At 69.0% G+C, this 16039-nt stretch carries 16 protein-coding genes; 10 read left to right on the top strand and 6 right to left on the bottom strand.

Going from position 1 to position 16039, the window contains the following annotated elements; all coding sequences use genetic code 11:
* Positions 1-238: 238 nt before the first annotated feature.
* From ACWEIJ_RS19715 to ACWEIJ_RS19730, 4 genes are all read right to left on the bottom strand, one after another.
* Positions 239-1444, bottom strand: coding sequence for a DUF222 domain-containing protein (locus tag ACWEIJ_RS19715; protein ID WP_449838600.1), 1206 nt, complete (start codon positions 1442-1444; stop codon positions 239-241).
* Positions 1445-1764: 320 nt separating this feature from the next.
* Complete coding sequence (locus tag ACWEIJ_RS19720) at positions 1765-2742, bottom strand: sensor histidine kinase (protein WP_449838630.1); 978 nt, start codon at positions 2740-2742, stop codon at positions 1765-1767.
* Positions 2743-2754: 12 nt separating this feature from the next.
* A complete protein-coding gene (locus ACWEIJ_RS19725; protein WP_449838601.1) occupies positions 2755-3213 on the bottom strand; it encodes a hypothetical protein in 459 nt (152 codons plus the stop codon).
* Positions 3210-4733, bottom strand: a complete 1524-nt coding sequence (locus ACWEIJ_RS19730; RefSeq protein WP_449838602.1) for a sensor histidine kinase — start codon at positions 4731-4733, stop codon at positions 3210-3212. The genes ACWEIJ_RS19725 and ACWEIJ_RS19730 overlap by 4 nt, the downstream gene beginning before the upstream one ends.
* Before the next feature lie 80 nt (positions 4734-4813).
* Between ACWEIJ_RS19730 and argC the strand changes: the two genes are divergently transcribed.
* The 9 genes from argC to ACWEIJ_RS19775 are packed head-to-tail and all read left to right on the top strand — an operon-like array spanning position 4814 to position 12694.
* The gene (gene argC, locus ACWEIJ_RS19735) at positions 4814-5839 is read left to right on the top strand and encodes an N-acetyl-gamma-glutamyl-phosphate reductase (RefSeq protein ID WP_449838603.1); all 1026 of its coding nucleotides are present in this window, start codon (positions 4814-4816) and stop codon (positions 5837-5839) included.
* On the top strand, positions 5836-7008 hold the full coding sequence (gene argJ, locus ACWEIJ_RS19740) for a bifunctional glutamate N-acetyltransferase/amino-acid acetyltransferase ArgJ (protein ID WP_449838604.1): 1173 nt from the start codon (positions 5836-5838) through the stop codon (positions 7006-7008). Before argC ends, argJ begins: the two co-directional genes overlap by 4 nt.
* Positions 7005-7874 carry an acetylglutamate kinase gene (gene argB / locus ACWEIJ_RS19745; RefSeq protein WP_449838605.1) on the top strand — a complete coding sequence of 290 codons (870 nt, stop codon included), beginning with the start codon at positions 7005-7007 and terminating at the stop codon, positions 7872-7874. Before argJ ends, argB begins: the two co-directional genes overlap by 4 nt.
* A 20-nt stretch (positions 7875-7894) precedes the next feature.
* On the top strand, positions 7895-9028 hold the full coding sequence (locus tag ACWEIJ_RS19750) for an acetylornithine transaminase (protein WP_449838631.1): 1134 nt from the start codon (positions 7895-7897) through the stop codon (positions 9026-9028).
* The gene (gene argF / locus ACWEIJ_RS19755) at positions 9025-9957 is read left to right on the top strand and encodes an ornithine carbamoyltransferase (protein ID WP_449838606.1); all 933 of its coding nucleotides are present in this window, start codon (positions 9025-9027) and stop codon (positions 9955-9957) included. The genes ACWEIJ_RS19750 and argF overlap by 4 nt, the downstream gene beginning before the upstream one ends.
* Positions 9954-10439 carry an arginine repressor gene (locus ACWEIJ_RS19760; RefSeq protein ID WP_355456078.1) on the top strand — a complete coding sequence of 162 codons (486 nt, stop codon included), beginning with the start codon at positions 9954-9956 and terminating at the stop codon, positions 10437-10439. Before argF ends, ACWEIJ_RS19760 begins: the two co-directional genes overlap by 4 nt.
* On the top strand, positions 10432-10698 hold the full coding sequence (locus ACWEIJ_RS19765; protein WP_449838607.1) for an argininosuccinate synthase: 267 nt from the start codon (positions 10432-10434) through the stop codon (positions 10696-10698). Before ACWEIJ_RS19760 ends, ACWEIJ_RS19765 begins: the two co-directional genes overlap by 8 nt.
* A gap of 12 nt (positions 10699-10710) precedes the next feature.
* On the top strand, positions 10711-12102 hold the full coding sequence (gene argH / locus ACWEIJ_RS19770; protein WP_449838608.1) for an argininosuccinate lyase: 1392 nt from the start codon (positions 10711-10713) through the stop codon (positions 12100-12102).
* Positions 12092-12694: a DNA-3-methyladenine glycosylase gene (locus ACWEIJ_RS19775; RefSeq protein WP_449838609.1), complete on the top strand. Its 603-nt coding sequence runs from the start codon at positions 12092-12094 to the stop codon at positions 12692-12694. Before argH ends, ACWEIJ_RS19775 begins: the two co-directional genes overlap by 11 nt.
* Here the strand turns inward: ACWEIJ_RS19775 and ACWEIJ_RS19780 are convergent.
* Positions 12686-13720: a toll/interleukin-1 receptor domain-containing protein gene (locus ACWEIJ_RS19780; protein ID WP_449838610.1), complete on the bottom strand. Its 1035-nt coding sequence runs from the start codon at positions 13718-13720 to the stop codon at positions 12686-12688. The genes ACWEIJ_RS19775 and ACWEIJ_RS19780 overlap by 9 nt on opposite strands.
* Before the next feature lie 12 nt (positions 13721-13732).
* Positions 13733-14167, bottom strand: coding sequence for a hypothetical protein (locus ACWEIJ_RS19785; protein ID WP_449838611.1), 435 nt, complete (start codon positions 14165-14167; stop codon positions 13733-13735).
* 67 nt (positions 14168-14234) lie between these two features.
* Between ACWEIJ_RS19785 and tyrS the strand changes: the two genes are divergently transcribed.
* Entirely contained in the window at positions 14235-15509 is a 1275-nt protein-coding gene (gene tyrS / locus ACWEIJ_RS19790; RefSeq protein WP_449838612.1) for a tyrosine--tRNA ligase, read from the top strand.
* Positions 15510-16039: the final 530 nt, after the last annotated feature.

A 16039-nucleotide genomic window follows, 5' to 3' on the forward strand; every position in this document is an offset into this window, starting at 1 on the left:
GTGGGTGGTTGCGCAGGACCTGACGAGCGTTGGTTGCGTCATCGCCGCTTCGCGACGATTGCGATTGGGGCTTGACTTTGAGCCTCTGGCGAGATGCTTTTCGGCCTTCAAAAGCCGGGCGTGGCATCTCGCACTCAAAGTCGAGCCCCAATCGCGTGGGCTGGGCACGTCATGACCGGTTACCGGGTCGGCATTAGAACTTTCCGGGCTCGCTTCGCTTCGCCACGGGTGGGGGCGGTCACGCGACCGAGTTTATGAGGTTGCGTCTTGGTTTGCGATCAGGGTCGAGCCAACTGGGTGGGTAGAACGTCGGGATGCCGTGTACCATTTTTACTTCCCACTCGCTCTGGTGGATGAGTGTGTGGTGATGGCGGCACAGGAGCACCGCGTTCTTGACCGACGTAACGCCACCGTTGGCCCAATGATGAATATGGTGCGCGTCGCAGTGTTTCGGTGGTCTGCCGCAGCCGGGAAACGCACAACCCTTGTCACGAGTGACCAGGACGCGGCGGATTCCGGCGGGGAAGCTGCGGGTCTTGCGGCCGATGTCCATCGGCTGCGACCGCTCACCCAGCACCAGCGGAATGATCCCCGCGCTGCAGGCCAGGCGACGCACCTCGGCGGCCGGAATGCGCTCACCGTTGTCCAGCATGCCCTGGCCCACCTGCTTGGCCAGGTCGTTGTAGCGCATGGTCACCGTCAGCGTGACCGGCTCACCACCGTGCTCGGGCAACTGGTCCGCACGCGGCATCAGATCCACCAGCTCAGCCAGCGCATCCCCTTCACGCTCGGCACGCGAGCGCGGATCAGGACCTTCGGCCTCAGTGGTGGGACGCGGCTTGGCCAGTGGATCCATCAACGCCTCGTACTTGGCGCCGGTGACCTTGTCCAGCGTCGCCCGGATCTCCAGCTGGTCGTTCTTCCAGCGCATGACGTGCTGGTTGACCTGCCGGGCGGGTTCGGGATCGCGTGGTTCCGGATCGTTCTGAAGGAGCGCGTAGACCAGCTTGCGGCCCATCGCCCGCAACGCCACCGGATCATGCTCGCGAGCGAGATCGACCACGGTCTGCTCGCACTCGGCGGGCAGCTTCGTCATCACCTCGGCCACCACCGCGACATGCTCCATCGACAGCGCACCCTCGGCCGCCGCCGACGCGGTCACCGGCAGCTCAGGCGCGATCTCACTGCCGGTCGGCGTGATCCCCGACCCGAGAAGCCCGGCATTCGCTATCCACTGCTTGGCGGTATTCCGGCTCCAGCGGACCGCGTGCTGCAACACCTGAGCCAAATCCTTGTACCCAAGTTCGCTCGCGGCACCACGCTGATTCAAATCAGCAACCAAGCACATCACCGCGTACTGACGAGCCTGAAAATCCGCCACCTCATCGATGAGGCGGCTCAGCGCCTCACCGGTGGAGAGAAGAGGAAGGTCGGGTTCGATCACGTGTTCTACTCTACCGCAAGATCACGAGACAATAACGGCTAAATCCGCACACGAAAGTGTGAACTGCCCGCCGAACCTCTCACACGACGGCGAAGCCGAGCCCGAAAAGGCCTAATGCTGACCTGGTAAGCGGTCATGACGTGCCCAGCCCACGCGATTGGGGCCTGACTTTGAGTGCGAGATGCTACCGTGTTCGGATCGGCCGGGCTCCTCATGCCCGGCTTTTGAAGGCCGAAAAGCATCTCGCCAGAGGCTCGAAGTCAAGCCCCAATCGCAATCGTCGCGAAGCGGCGACGAAATGACCCGGACCGTCAGAACAGCTAGGGCCTCTCCTGCCCCTTCGAGTGCAGCCTGCCGTCCCGGAAGCACAGCTTGTAGAGCAACGAGGCGTCGTGCGACGTCCGGAACCGGGAGCACCCGTCCACCCCGAGCTCGCCGACCCCGTACTCACCCATCACCTCGTCCTCGGACGTGACGCCCACCCGCAGCGAGTCGAAGTACGACGCGTTCATCGGCGTCGGGTTGAGCAACGTGAAGAGCACCAGCACGATGAGCGCCCCGCTGATCGGCAGCAGCGCGAGAAGCCCGAGACACCCGCCGCCCAGCACCCGCGGCACGGTCAGCACCTCTGCCGCGGGTGGTGGCGGCACTTCACGGATCTCGGCGACGGTCTGGGACGCGGGGTGCAGCGGCACGTCCGCCGCCACCCGGAAACCGCCCTCCGGGGCGACGCCCGCGCTGAACGACCCGCCGAGCAGGCCGACGCGTTCCTCCAGGCCGATCAGGCCGCGCCGGGCGCCCTTGCCGGGGGGTGCGTCGGACGGGCCGTTGAGCACCTGGATCCGTGCGCGTCCGCCGTGGACGGTGACCTGCACTCGGGTGCGTGCGTGCGGTGCGTGTTTGCGGACGTTGGTCAGTGCCTCGCGGACCACTCGGTGCACCGCGCGCCGGGTGCGGGGATCGGCGCCGTGCAGGTCGTCGCCGGACCAGTCGAGCGCTGCGGAGGAGTTCGCGACCAGTGCGGTGATGTCGGAGCGGGTGCCGGTGTCCTCGTCGAGCGACTCGGGTTCCGGGTTGGTGCGCAGCACGCCGAGGATCTCCCGCAGTTCGGCCATCGCGAGTGACGACGTGGTGCGGATCAGCTCGGCCTGTTCGTGCAGCTGCGGGGCCTTTCGGGCGGTGGCGAGCTCCAGCGCGCCGGCGTGGATGGAGATGAGGCTGAGCCGGTGGCCGAGCATGTCGTGCATCTCGCCGGCGATGTGCGCGCGTTCCTCGGAACGGGCGGAGGCGGCGGTCAGGGCGCGTGCGCGTTACTCGTTGCGTTCCTGCAGCAGCTGCACCACGGGGCGGCGGCGGCCCAGCAGCATGCCGGAGACGGCGGGGAAGATCACGAAGAACGCCGACCCGATGATCCCGCCGAGCGCGCTCTCCCACAGCGGCTGGTTCTCGTGAACCGCGAGGAGGCCGAAACCGGTCTGCAGCAGCGCCGTCGCGGCCAGCAGCGCCCACAACCGGCCGAGCCGGGGGATGCGGCGGGACGTGGCGAACACGACGAACGTGGTGATGGCCATCGTCATCAGGTTGTTGACCGCGAACAACGGTGTGGTGAGCAGCAGTGCCCACTCCGGTTTGCGCGGAGCCAGCCACACGAGGACCGCGATCCACACCGCGGACGCGACGGTCAGCGCCGGATGCGGGACCGGGGCGACCGGGGCCACCAACGGCACCAGGCCGACCACGAACGCCAAGACGGGCCAGAAGAACCTCATCGGCCCAGCTCCCTCTTCGCCGTCAGCACGCCCCGTTCGCCGAAGCACAGCTCGAAGTCGCGGCTGGACTCGCCCTTCGCGTGGTAGCGGTAGCACCCGGAGTGGTCCGACGGCACGCCGAAGCCGTACGTCTCGGTGACCTCCTCCGTGTGTGTGACCGACACACGGAACGCGTCGAACTCCTGCCGGGTGATCTCGCTGCGGCCGAAGATCGCGACGATGAGCACCACGAAGGCCGTGCCGAGCGCCGGGACGACCGACAGCGCGGCGAGGCACCCGCTGCCGACCACGCGCGGCACGGTCAGGATCTCGGCGGTGATCGGCGGCGGCGCCTCCGCCACGGCACCGGTCGCGCCTGTCTCCTCCGGCACCACCGGGTGCAACGGCAGGTCCGCGGCCACCCGGAACCCGCCCGCGAACGGTCCCGCCTCGAACGAGCCGCCGATGAGCTCGACGCGTTCCTCCAGCCCGATGAGCCCGCGCCGGGTGCCGCCGCCCCTGGGTGCGTTGCTGGGACCGTTGACGACCTCGACGAGCACTCGGTCGCCGACGTGCACCGAGACGCGTGTTCGTGCTGACGGCGCGTGCTTGTGCACGTTCGTGAGTGCTTCGCGCACGACCCGATGCACTGCTCTCCGGAGCCGTGCGTCGGCATCGTCCAGATCGTCACCGGACCAGTCCAGGTGCACGGAGACCCCCGCGTCGGCCGAGGCGGCCACGAGTCGTTCGACGTCTGCGCGCGTACCGGCGTCCTCACTGGCCTCGGTCGCGCCGAGCACACCGAGGATCTCGCGCAGCTCGTCCATCGCCACAGCAGATGTCCTGCGGATCAGTTCGACCTGTTCACGCAGCTCAGGGGCCTGCTCGGCGGCCGAACGCGCCAGCTCCCCGGCGTGCGCCGTCAGCTGGCGGAGCCGATGGCCGAGCATGTCGTGCATCTCGCTCGCGATGTGCGCGCGCGTGTCCGACCGTGCGGTGCTCGCGGTCAGCTCACGCGCGTGTTCCAGGTAGTCGTTGCGCTCCATCAGCACCTGCGTCAACGGCTTGCGCCGTCCGACGAGCCCGCCCGCCACCGCGGGGAAGACCAGCAGGAACACCACCGAGAACGCGGTGCCGAGCAGGTACTCGGCCGGGCCGTCCCCGGCGCGCCACGAGTGCAGGCCGCCGAACGCCGCCTGCAGCACCGCGGTGACACCGATCAACGCCCACAGCTGCCCCTGCGAACGCACGGACCGGGCCGCGCGGAAGACCACGAGCGAGGTCGGGGCGATCGCGAGCAGGTTGTTGACCGCGTTGAGAGGAGCCGTGAGCACGATCGCCCACCGCGGCCAGCGCGCGCTGATCGGCACCAGCGCGGCGGCCCACACCGCGGATGCCGCGATCAGCCACCACGGACCGGGCCTGCCGAGGGGTGCGACCAGCGTCACCAGTGCCAGCAGGAGGGCGCCCGCCGCCCACAGTCCGTCGCGCAGCCTCGCGTTCACGCAGCTCATCTTGGTCGAGCCGGGCAACGCGGCCACAGCGCCACCTGTCCTCGATCGCTCGTCCAGGTGGCCGTTCCCGGTTGAGTGGGTTTGCATGACCGTGCATAATCATGCGCATGACAGTGAGGATCGCGGTCGCGGGCGCCAGCGGGTACGCGGGTGGCGAGCTGCTCCGCCTGCTACTGGCTCATCCGGACGTCGAGATCGGCGCGCTGACCGCGAACAGCAGCGCCGGCGACCTGTTGCTCAAGCACCAGCCGCACCTCCTGCCGCTCGCGGACCGCCGTCTCCAAGACACCACACCCGACACCCTCAAGGGCCACGACGTGGTGTTCCTCGCACTGCCACACGGTCACTCGGCCGAGATCGCCGAGCAACTCGGCGACGCCAAGAATGCCCCGCTGGTGATCGACTGCGGTGCCGACCACCGGCTGACCAGCGCTGACGACTGGACGCGGTGGTACGGCGGCGAGCACGCGGGCTCCTGGCCGTACGGGTTGCCCGAGCTGCCCGGTCAGCGGGACAGGCTCGCCGGCGCCCGCCGCGTCGCCGTCCCCGGCTGCTACCCGACGGTCTCGTCGCTCGCCCTGGCCCCGGCCGTGGACCTGATCGAGGACGAGGTCGTCGTCGTCGCGGTCTCCGGCACGTCCGGCGCGGGCAAGTCGCTGAAGCCGAACCTGCTGGGCTCCGAGGTCATGGGCTCGGCCAGCGCGTACGGCGTCGGTGGCGCGCACCGGCACACGCCGGAGATCACCCAGAACCTGAGCGCCGCCGCGGGCAGGCCGATCAAGGTCAGCTTCACGCCGGTGCTGGCGCCGATGTCGCGCGGCATCCTCGCCACCTGCACCGCCACGCTCGAAGACGGCGGCGCAAACGTTCGCGAGGCCTACGAGAAGGCCTACGCGAACGAGCCGTTCGTCCACCTGCTGCCCGAAGGTTTCTGGCCGACGACGAACGCCGTTCTCGGTTCGAACGCCGTCCAGATGCAAGTCACCGTCGACGAGGACCTGAACCGGCTCGTGGTCGTGGCCGCCGTCGACAACCTGGCCAAGGGCACCGCTGGTGCCGCCGTCCAGTGCATGAACCTCGCTCTCGGCCTGCCGGAAACGACCGGCCTCTCGACCGTTGGAGTCGCTCCGTGAACCGCAACAAGGGCGTCACCGGACCTCAGGGCTTCCGGGCCGCCGGGATCGCCGCCGGGATCAAAGAGTCCGGCGCTCTCGATCTCACGCTCGTCGTCAACGACGGGCCTTCTGACGCCGCCGCGGGTGTCTTCACCACGAACAAGGTGAAGGCCGCGCCGGTGTTGTGGTCGCAGCAGGTGATCCAGTCCCGACGACTGACCGCGGTCGTGCTCAACTCCGGCGGCGCCAACGCGTGCACCGGCCCGGAAGGCTTCCAGGACACCCATGCCACCGCGGAGAAGGTCGCCGAGGTGCTCGGCACCGGCGCGGTCGACGTCGCGGTCTGCTCCACCGGCCTGATCGGCGAGCGCCTGCCGATGGACAAGATCCTCACCGGCGTCGAGAACGTCGTGAAGGAGCTGGACTCCACGGACCAGGCCGGTCTCAACGCCGCCACCGGTGTGATGACCACGGACAGCCGCCCCAAGCAGTCGTGGAAGGCGTCCGAGCAGGGCTGGTCGGTCGGCGGGTTCGTGAAGGGCGCGGGCATGCTCGCCCCGAACCTCGCCACGATGCTGTCGGTGATCACGACCGACGCGAAGATCTCCGGCGAGCAGCTCGACCAGGCGTTGCGCACGGCCACCTCCAGGACGTTCGACCGCCTCGACGTCGACGGCGGCACGTCCACCAACGACACGGTGCTGGTGCTGGCGTCCGGTGCGTCCGGCGTCGAGCCGTCGTTCGAGGACTTCACCGCGTTGCTGACCGAGGTCGCGGGCGACCTGGTCAAGCAGCTGCAGGGGGACGCGGAGGGCGTGACCAAGGAGATCAGCATCACCGTCAGGCAGGCGGCCACCGAGGCCGAGGCCGTCCTGATCGGACGGACGGTCGCCGAGGACAACCTGGTGAAGACCGCGCTGTTCGGCAGCGACCCGAACTGGGGCCGCATCGCGATGGCGCTGGGCCGCGCGGACGCCCAGATCGACCCGGACGTGCTGCAGATCCTGATCAACGGCGTGTCGTTGTACCGCAACGGAACCCGCGACCGCGACCGAAGTGAGGCCGACCTGTCCGGCCGCGAGATCGAGATCGTCATCGACCTCAACGTCGGTGACGCCGAGGCCACCGTGCTGACCACGGACCTGTCCCACGACTACGTCGAAGAGAACAGCGCGTACTCCTCATGAACGCACAGGAAAAGGCGGCGGTCCTCGTCGAGGCGCTGCCGTGGTTGCAGCGCTTCCGCGGCGCGATCGTCGTGGTCAAGTACGGCGGCAACGCCATGATCGACGACGAGCTGAAGAAGGCGTTCGCCGAGGACATGGTGTTCCTGCGGCTGTGCGGCCTGCGTCCGGTCGTCGTGCACGGTGGCGGTCCGCAGATCAAGTCGATGCTGGACAAGCTCGGCATCCACAGCGAGTTCCGCGGCGGCCTGCGCGTCACGACCCCGGAAGCCATGGACGTCGTGCGGATGGTCCTGGTCGGTCAGGTCGGACGCGAGCTCGTCGGGCTGATCAACCAGCACGGACCGTACGCCGTCGGCATCTCCGGTGAGGACGCACACCTGTTCACGGCCACGCGCCGCGGCGCGCTCGTCGACGGCGAAGAGGTCGACATCGGTCTCGTCGGCGACATCACCGAGGTCAACCCGGACTCGGTGCTCGACATCGTGCGTGCCGGCCGGATTCCGGTCGTGTCGTCGGTGGCGCCGGACGTCAACGGCGTGCCGCACAACGTGAACGCGGACACGGCGGCGGGTGCGCTGGCGGTGGCGCTGGGCGCGGAGAAACTCGTCGTGCTGACCGACGTCGAAGGCCTGTACGCGAACTGGCCGGACCGGTCGTCGTTGCTGAACCAGGTCCGCGCGTCCGAGCTGGAGAAGATGCTGCCGGACCTGGAAAGCGGCATGGTGCCGAAGATGGAGGCCTGTCTGCGCGCGGTGCGCGGCGGCGTCCCGCAGGCGCACGTGATCGACGGCCGGCTGGCCCACTCGGTGTTGCTCGAAGTCTTCACCTCCTCTGGTGTGGGCACGATGGTGTTGGGGGACAAGTGACCTCGCGATGGCAACAGTCCATGATGGACAACTACGGCACCCCTCAGCTCGCGCTGGAGCGCGGTGAGGGCGCCTACGTCTGGGACACCGACGGCAAGCGCTACCTCGACCTGCTGACCGGCATCGCGGTCAACGCGCTGGGACACGCGCACCCGAAGGTCGTCGAGGCGGTCACGCGGCAGATCTCCACGATCGGCCACACGTCGAACCTGTACGTGAACGAACCCGCTCTGCAGCTGGCCGAACGGCTGTTGGACCTGTCCGGCGTGCACGGCAAGGTGTTCTTCTGCAACTCGGGCGCCGAGGCGAACGAGGCGGCGCTCAAGATGTCGCGCCGCACCGGCCGCACCAAGGTCGTGGCGACCATCGGCGGCTTCCACGGCCGCACGATGGGCGCGCTGTCGCTGACCGGCCAGCCCGGCAAGAAGGCGCCGTTCGAACCGTTGGTGCCCGGCGTCTCGCACATCCCGTTCGGTGACGTGGCCGCACTCGAAGCCGCGATCGACGACGACACGGCGGCGTTCATCGTCGAGCCGATCCAGGGCGAGCAGGGCGTCGTCGTGCCGCCGGAGGGCTACCTGCACCAGGCGCGGCGGATCACGGCCGAGCACGGCGCGTTGCTGATCCTGGACGAGGTGCAGACCGGCATCGGCCGGGTGGGCACGTGGTTCGCCTTCCAGCAGGCCGGGATCGTGCCGGACGTCATCACGCTGGCCAAGGGCATCGGCGGCGGTCTGCCGCTGGGCGCGACCATCGGGTTCGGCGCGGCGGCGGACCTGTTCCAGCCCGGCCACCACGGCACCACGTTCGGCGGCAACCCCGTGTGCTGCGCGGCCGCTCTCGCGGTGCTCGACACGATCGCCGCGGAAGGCCTGCTGGAGCACGCCTCGTCCGTGGGCAAGGAGATCGCGGCCGGGGTGGAGGCGTTGCACCACCCGGCGATCTCCGGGGTGCGGGGAGCCGGGCTGCTGCTCGGCATCACGTTGCGCGAGGCGGTCTCGGCGAAGGCCGCGGCGGTCGCGCAGCAGGCCGGCTACCTGATCAACCCGATCCAGCCCTACGTCATCCGCCTGGCGCCGCCGCTGATCCTGGACGAATCCGACGCGCTGTCGTTCGTGGCCGCGCTGCCGACTTTCTTTGAGGAGCAGCAGTGACTCTGCGGCACTTCCTGCGGGACGACGACCTGACCACCGAGGAGCAGGCGGCGGTCCTCGACCTCGCGGACGCCTACAAGGCGGACCGGTTCACCGCGAAGCCGCTGGCGGGCCCCAAGTCCGTCGCGGTGATCTTCGAGAAGAACTCGACGCGCACCCGGCTGTCGTTCGAGGTCGGCATCGCGCAGCTCGGCGGCAACCCGGTGATCATCGACGGCCGGTCGATGCAGCTGGGCCGCGAGGAGACGATCGAGGACACGTCCCGCATCCTGTCCGGGTACGTCGACGCCGTGGTGTGGCGGACGTTCGCGCAGGCGCGCATCGACGCGATGGCCTCGGTTTCGCGCATTCCAGTCGTCAACGCGCTGACCGACGAGTTCCACCCGTGCCAGGTCCTCGCCGACCTGCAGACCATTCGCCGCCGGTACGGCAAGCTGGCCGGTCTGACGTTGACATACCTGGGTGACGGCGCCAACAACATGTCGCACTCGCTGCTGCTGGGCGGTGCCACGGCCGGTATGCACGTCCGCATCGGCGCGCCGGCGTCGTTCGTGCCGAACCCGCAGTTCCTGGAGGACGCGAAGAAGCGCGCCGCCGAGACCGGAGGTTCGGTGTCGTTGATCAGCGACCCGCTCGAATCCGTCGACGGCGCCGACGTGCTGGTCACCGACACGTGGACGTCCATGGGCCAGGAGAACGACGGCAAGGACCGCGTCGGCCCGTTCCGGCCGTATCAGGTGAACGCCTCGCTGCTGGCCGCCACGGGCAAGCCCGACTCGACCGTGCTGCACTGCCTGCCGGCGCACCGCGGCTGGGAGATCACCGACGACGTGCTCGACGGACCGCAGTCGCTGGTGTGGCAGGAGGCAGAGAACCGTCTGCACGCCCAGAAGGCGTTGCTCGTGTGGCTGCTGGAGCAGTCGTCATGACCCGCACCGCACGGCAGGGCCGCATCGTCGAGATGGTCAGCCAGCTCGTCATCCGCAGCCAGTCCGAGCTCGCGAAACTCCTGGCCGCGGAAGGCATCGAGGTCACCCAGGCCACGTTGTCGCGCGACCTCGACGAGCTCGGCGCGGTGAAGCTGCGCGGTCCCGACGGCGGTGCGCCGATCTACGTGATCCCCGAGGACGGCAGCCCCGTGCGCGGGGTGCAGGGCGGCACGACGCGGCTCGCCCGAGTGCTGGGCGAGCTGCTGGTCTCGACCGACTCGTCCGCGAACCTGGCCGTGCTGCGGACCCCGCCCGGTGCCGCGCAGTTCCTCGCCTCGGCCCTGGACCGCGCGGCGCTGCACGAGGTCGTCGGCACGATCGCCGGTGACGACACGATCCTCGTCGTGGCCCGCGAACCGATGACCGGCGCCGAGCTCGCCGAGCGGATCGCCTCGCTGGCCTCGGGCTCCGGCGATGAATGACCCCGTGCACGCCGTCCTCACCTTCGACGCCGGCGTGCCGGTGGCGGTGGACGGCGAGACCCTGACCCCGGCCGAGGCGATCCGCGAGCTCAACTTCCGGGCCGGCGTGGTCAGGTCCAGCCTCGGCTCCGTCGCGGTGCGGGTGGCGCGGATGGCGTTGCCGTCGGGCTGCGGCGAGGTCGACATCGCGCTGTACGAGGGGCGCGTGGTCGGGCTCGTCGCCCGTTCGGAAGAATCTCTTTACGACTTCGCTAGCTGAGAGTTGCGTGCAATGAGTTCTTTGTGGGGTGGCCGGTTCGAGTCGGGACCGGCCGAGGCGATGGCCCGGCTGTCGCTGTCGACGCATTTCGACTGGCGTCTGGCGCCGTACGACATCGCCGGCTCGCGCGCGCACGCCCGTGTGCTGCACGCCGCGGGTCTGCTGACCGACGAAGAGCTCGCCGGCATGCAGAAGGCGCTGGACGAACTGCTGGCCGACGTCGAGTCGGGCGCGTTCACCCCGGTCCTGGAGGACGAGGACGTCCACACGGCGCTGGAGCGCGGCCTCATCGACCGCGCCGGGGTCGAGCTGGGCGGCAAGCTGCGCGCCGGCCGGTCCCGCAACGACCAGGTCGCGACCCTGTTCCGCATGTGGCTGCGCGACGCCGCCCGTCGGGTCGCCGCCGGCGTGCTGGACGTGGTCGACGCGCTCGCGGCGCAGTCCGAGACGCACTTCGGCGCCGTGATGCCGGGCCGCACGCACCTGCAGTCGGCGCAGCCGGTGCTCCTGTCGCACCACCTGCTGGCGCACGCGCACGCGTTGCTGCGCGATGTCGACCGCCTGCACGACTGGGACAAGCGCGCCGCGTTCTCCCCGTACGGCTCTGGCGCCCTGGCCGGTTCGTCGCTGGGCCTCGACCCCGCGAAGGTGGCCGCGGACCTGGGCTTCTACGCCCCGGTCGAGAACTCCATCGACGGCACGGCCTCCCGCGACTTCGCGGCCGAGATCGCGTTCGTGCTGGCGATGATCAGCGTGAACCTCTCGCGGGTGGCCGAGGAGGTGATCATCTGGACCACGGCCGAGTTCCGGTTCGCGGTGCTGGACGACGCCTGGTCCACCGGCAGTTCGATCATGCCGCAGAAGAAGAACCCGGACGTGGCCGAGCTCGCGCGCGGCAAGTCGGGCCGCCTGATCGGCAACCTGGCCGGGCTGCTCGCGACGTTGAAGGCCCAGCCGCTGGCCTACAACCGCGACCTGCAGGAGGACAAGGAGCCGCTGTTCGACTCGGTCGAGCAGCTGGAGCTGCTGCTGCCGGCGTTCGCGGGCATGGTGGCGACGCTGAAGTTCGACGTCGAGCGCATGGCGTCGCTGGCCCCCGCCGGATTCACGCTGGCCACGGACATCGCGGAATGGCTGGTGCGCCAAGGCGTTCCGTTCCGCGTGGCGCACGAGGCCGCTGGCGCCTGCGTGCGTGCCGCGGAGTCCCGCGGCGTCGGTCTGGAGGAGCTGACCGACGCCGAGTTCGCCGCGATCTCGCCCGCGCTGACCCCCGAGGTCCGTTCGGTGCTCACCGTCGAGGGTTCCATCGCGTCCCGCAACGCCCATGGCGGCACCGCCCCGGAACGCGTGCGCGAGCAGCTGGACGCGTTGCTGGCCCGCGTTGCGGAGGCACGTGAGTTCTAGGCAGCTGACCAGGCAGGAGCTGGCCATCGACCCGGTCGATGCCGCCCAGCTCCTGCTGGGTTCTTTCCTGGAAGCGGGCGACGTGCGCGTGCGCATCGTCGAGGTGGAGGCGTACCGGGGCGGCGACGACCCCGCGTCCCACTGCTACCGCGGTAGAACCCCGCGCAACGAGGTCATGTTCGGCCCGGCCGGCTTCCTGTACGTCTACTTCGTCTACGGCATGCACTTCTGCGCCAACGTGGTGTCGTTGACCGACGGCGTGCCCGGCGCGGTCCTGTTGCGCGCGGGGGAGGTGGTCGACGGCGAGGACGTCGCGTTCTCCCGCCGCCCGGCCTCCCGCTCGGCCGCCGAACTGGCCAAGGGCCCCGCGCGGCTGTGCAAGGTCCTCGGCCTGGACCGCTCGCAGAACGGCGTCGACCTGACCTCGCCCGACTCACCGGTGCGGTTGTACGCGGGTGAACCGGCGACGGACGTCCGTTCCGGCCCGCGCGTCGGGGTGGCGGTGGCGATGGACGTGCCGTGGCGGTTCTGGATCGACTCGCCTGCCGTGTCGACGTACAAGCGCGGGGGGAAACGCCGCAGGTCAGCGTGACAGCCGCTGGAGCGAATCCCGGAACTGCCGCTCCAGCTCGGGATCCACCTCGAACACCAGCGGCACGGTCATGTTGATCGGCTCTCCGGCGGTCCGCCGTTCGACCAGCGTGTCCGCGATCTTGCTCAGGTCCCGCGCCACGTCGTGCATGGCGCGCAGCTGCTGGTCGGCGAACCGCGCCTGCAGCCGGGCGGCCGCGCGGGCCTCGTCGACGGCGTAGCTGGTGCCGTGGATGTCCCGCGCCCACTCCAGGATCTCGTCGAAGGTCCGCACGAACAGCTCACCGAGGTGCACGATCCGGTCCGGATCTCCCGGCGGCCCGAACGCGGCCTCCTGGGTCTGCTCGGTGAACACCGTCTCGACCGCGACTTTGACGATCTCGTTCAGCAGCACGTTCCGGTCCTGGATGAGCCCGAACCCGCTGCCGTGCTCGACGGTCCCGTTGCGCGGCGCGTACCGCAGGAAGTGCTCGCGGTACTTGCCCTCCAGCTTCTTCAGGCCCTGCAGCACCACGCCGACGTACAGCAGGTACTCCCAGCCGTGCGGCTTCTCCTGCGCGAGCGCCGCAACGGCCTGAGGTGTGATCGGGGTGCGGGTGGTGAACTCGGCGCGGTGCTGGGCCAGCTTCTCCACGACCGCCTGCGCGATGACGTCCACGGTGTGCTTGCGCCGGTCCAGGAACCCGATGGTGGACAGCAGTCCCGGCACCTCGGTGTCGTCGAGCTTGATCGGCAGCACGTACTCGTTCTGCAGCTCCAACGCGCGTGCCTGCGCGGTCCGTCGTTCGTGCTGCGCCCACTTGTGGCCGACGTAGTGCCGTGAGGCGAACATCAGCACGTACCGGACCTTGTGCGTCAACGTCTCCACGATGTGTTCGACGAGGTCCAGGCCCCAGCGCGCGACGACCTGGTCCTCGTCGTAGTAGACCTTGACGCCGAGCTCCTCCAGGCGCCGCACGATCGGTTCGACCTGCGCGCGGTCCTGCTCGGCGAACGACGGGGCGACGTCGAACTCGTACTCGGCCACCCCGCCATTCTTTTACGGCCGTACGGTCCGGCGGTACCAGGCGCGCCGATGTTCGGCCGGCAGCGCCAGCCGTGCGATCAGGTTCGTCAGCAACGCGCCGATGACCAACCACAGGATCGCGGCCAAGCCCTCGTTGAAGAGCACGGCCATCTTCTGGTTGCCCGGCGTGAAGAGACCGTCCAGGCCGAGGGTGATCCCGCTCGCCCAGCCCGCGACGAACTGGAAGAACCCGTTGGTGGCGTTCGCGTCGGCCACGACTAGGAAGATGTGCACGAACAGCACGATGGCGAACATCCAGCACACGACATCGATGACTGCGCAGATGGTCTGCACCGTCCGTACCCTGCGGTAGGTGTCGTCGCGCTCGACGACCTCCTCCACCACCGGCTCGTTCACGCGCGGCATGCGCTCAGTGGGCCGCCGCAACTCGTCACGTGGCTCCGTCATAGCGGCCGGTTACCCGTGCGCGTACCGGGTGGAAACCCGTTCGACCTGGTAGGCGACAATGAGGGGCGTGAGCGAGCACATCCTTGACGAACTTGCCTGGCGCGGCCTGATCGCGACGTCCACCGACCTCGACGCTCTCCGGAAGGACCTGGACGCCGGCCCGCTCACCCTCTATTGCGGTTTCGACCCGACGGCTCCGTCGCTGCACGCCGGCAACCTGGTCCCGCTGCTGATGCTCAAGCGCTTCCAGATGGCGGGCCACCGGCCGATCGTGCTGGCCGGCGGTGCCACGGGCATGATCGGCGACCCGCGCGACACCGGTGAGCGCACGCTGAACTCGCTCGACACCGTCGCCGAGTGGGCCGACCGGATCCGCGGCCAGCTGGAACGGTTCGTGCACTTCGACGACTCGCCGACGGGTGCGATCGTCGAGAACAACCTGAACTGGACCGGCCAGGTCAGCGCGCTCGAGTTCCTGCGCGACGTCGGCAAGCACTTCTCGGTCAACGTCATGCTGTCCCGCGAGACCGTGAAGCGCCGCCTTGAGACCGACGGCATGTCGTACACCGAGTTCAGCTACGTGCTGTTGCAGTCGAACGACTACCTGGAGCTCAACCGCCGATACGGCACCGCGTTGCAGATCGGCGGCTCCGACCAGTGGGGCAACATCGTCAGCGGCGTCGACCTGGTGCGCCGGGTCGAGGGCAAGCAGGTGCACGCCCTGACCGCGCCCCTGGTCACCGACGCCGAGGGCCGCAAGTTCGGGAAGTCCACCGGCGGCGGGCGCGTGTGGCTCGATCCGGAGATGACCTCGCCGTACGCCTGGTACCAGTACTTCGTGAACGTCGACGACGTCACGGTGCTGAACTACCTGCGCCTGTTCACGTTCCTCTCGCGGGAGGAGCTCGACGAGCTGGAGAAGCAGACCGCGGAGGCGCCGCACCAGCGTGCCGCGCAGAAGCGGCTCGCGCAGGAGTTCACGGACCTGGTGCACGGCGAGCGCGCCACGCAGCAGGTGCAGCTGGCCTCCTCCGCCCTGTTCGGCCGGGCCGAGCTGCGCGAGCTCGACGAGTCGGTGCTGGAGGCGGCACTGGCGGAGGCGCCGAAGGGCACGGCGCGCCTGGCCGACGAGCCCACGATCGTCGACCTGCTGGTGGCGTCGGGGCTCGCCGACAGCCGGGGTGCCGCGCGGCGCACGGTCAACGAGGGCGGCGCCTACGTGAACAACGCGAAGGTGACCGACGAGGAGTGGAAGCCCTCGTCGTCGGACCTGCTGCACGGCAAGTGGCTGGTCCTGCGTCGCGGCAAGCGCAACAACGCGAGCGTCCAGGTAGAGGTCTGACCTGCACGTTCTGGTCCTCGAAGGCCGTCGACCCCACCACGGGTCGGCGGCCTTCGATCTTTCTTGCTGTGATCGCGGTCACAGTGTGCTGGGGAACGGGCCTGCGATAGCGTGTTCCTGGGTCCTGTACGGGGCTGTTGACCTGCGGTTTCTTAATCGCAGGTGACTGGACTGCCCCCGATTTGACCCCGAGTTGGCGTGCGTGTAACTTTCTCTCTGCCAGCGCGGAACGGGCCGGGAACACCGGAACGGAGTGCGGCGAGGGTCACGAACCAAGCTTCCACGGACTGTGGTAGAGTGGGTGACCGCGAAACGATGAAGACCCAGCCGGTAGCTCGTCTGAGCTCAGAGGCCAAGGGCGTCGGAAGTTTCAAACCAAAAGCTTAAGTACGACACAGCCTCGGATCGAGTCGCCGTGTGGCGGCCTCGTGATGATGAGCGCGTGTTCTTTGAGAACTCAACAGCGTGCCGAAACACAGCCAGTAATATGAATACTCCTCGTCAGGAGTATTCCTTTGAGTAGCAAGACC

It is taken from the genome of Lentzea sp. NPDC004789 (assembly GCF_053601075.1).

Bases quoted from the DNA above. Each gene is read 5' to 3' on its own strand.
- ACWEIJ_RS19725 (WP_449838601.1), bottom strand. From the start codon at position 3,213: ATGAGGTTCTTCTGGCCCGTCTTGGCGTTCGTGGTCGGCCTGGTGCCG.
- ACWEIJ_RS19750 (WP_449838631.1), top strand. From the start codon at position 7,895: ATGATGGACAACTACGGCACCCCTCAGCTCGCGCTGGAGCGCGGTGAG.
- ACWEIJ_RS19785 (WP_449838611.1), bottom strand. From the start codon at position 14,167: ATGACGGAGCCACGTGACGAGTTGCGGCGGCCCACTGAGCGCATGCCG.
- argC (WP_449838603.1), top strand. From the start codon at position 4,814: ATGACAGTGAGGATCGCGGTCGCGGGCGCCAGCGGGTACGCGGGTGGC.
- argH (WP_449838608.1), top strand. From the start codon at position 10,711: ATGAGTTCTTTGTGGGGTGGCCGGTTCGAGTCGGGACCGGCCGAGGCG.
- ACWEIJ_RS19760 (WP_355456078.1), top strand. From the start codon at position 9,954: ATGACCCGCACCGCACGGCAGGGCCGCATCGTCGAGATGGTCAGCCAG.
- argB (WP_449838605.1), top strand. From the start codon at position 7,005: ATGAACGCACAGGAAAAGGCGGCGGTCCTCGTCGAGGCGCTGCCGTGG.
- ACWEIJ_RS19765 (WP_449838607.1), top strand. From the start codon at position 10,432: ATGAATGACCCCGTGCACGCCGTCCTCACCTTCGACGCCGGCGTGCCG.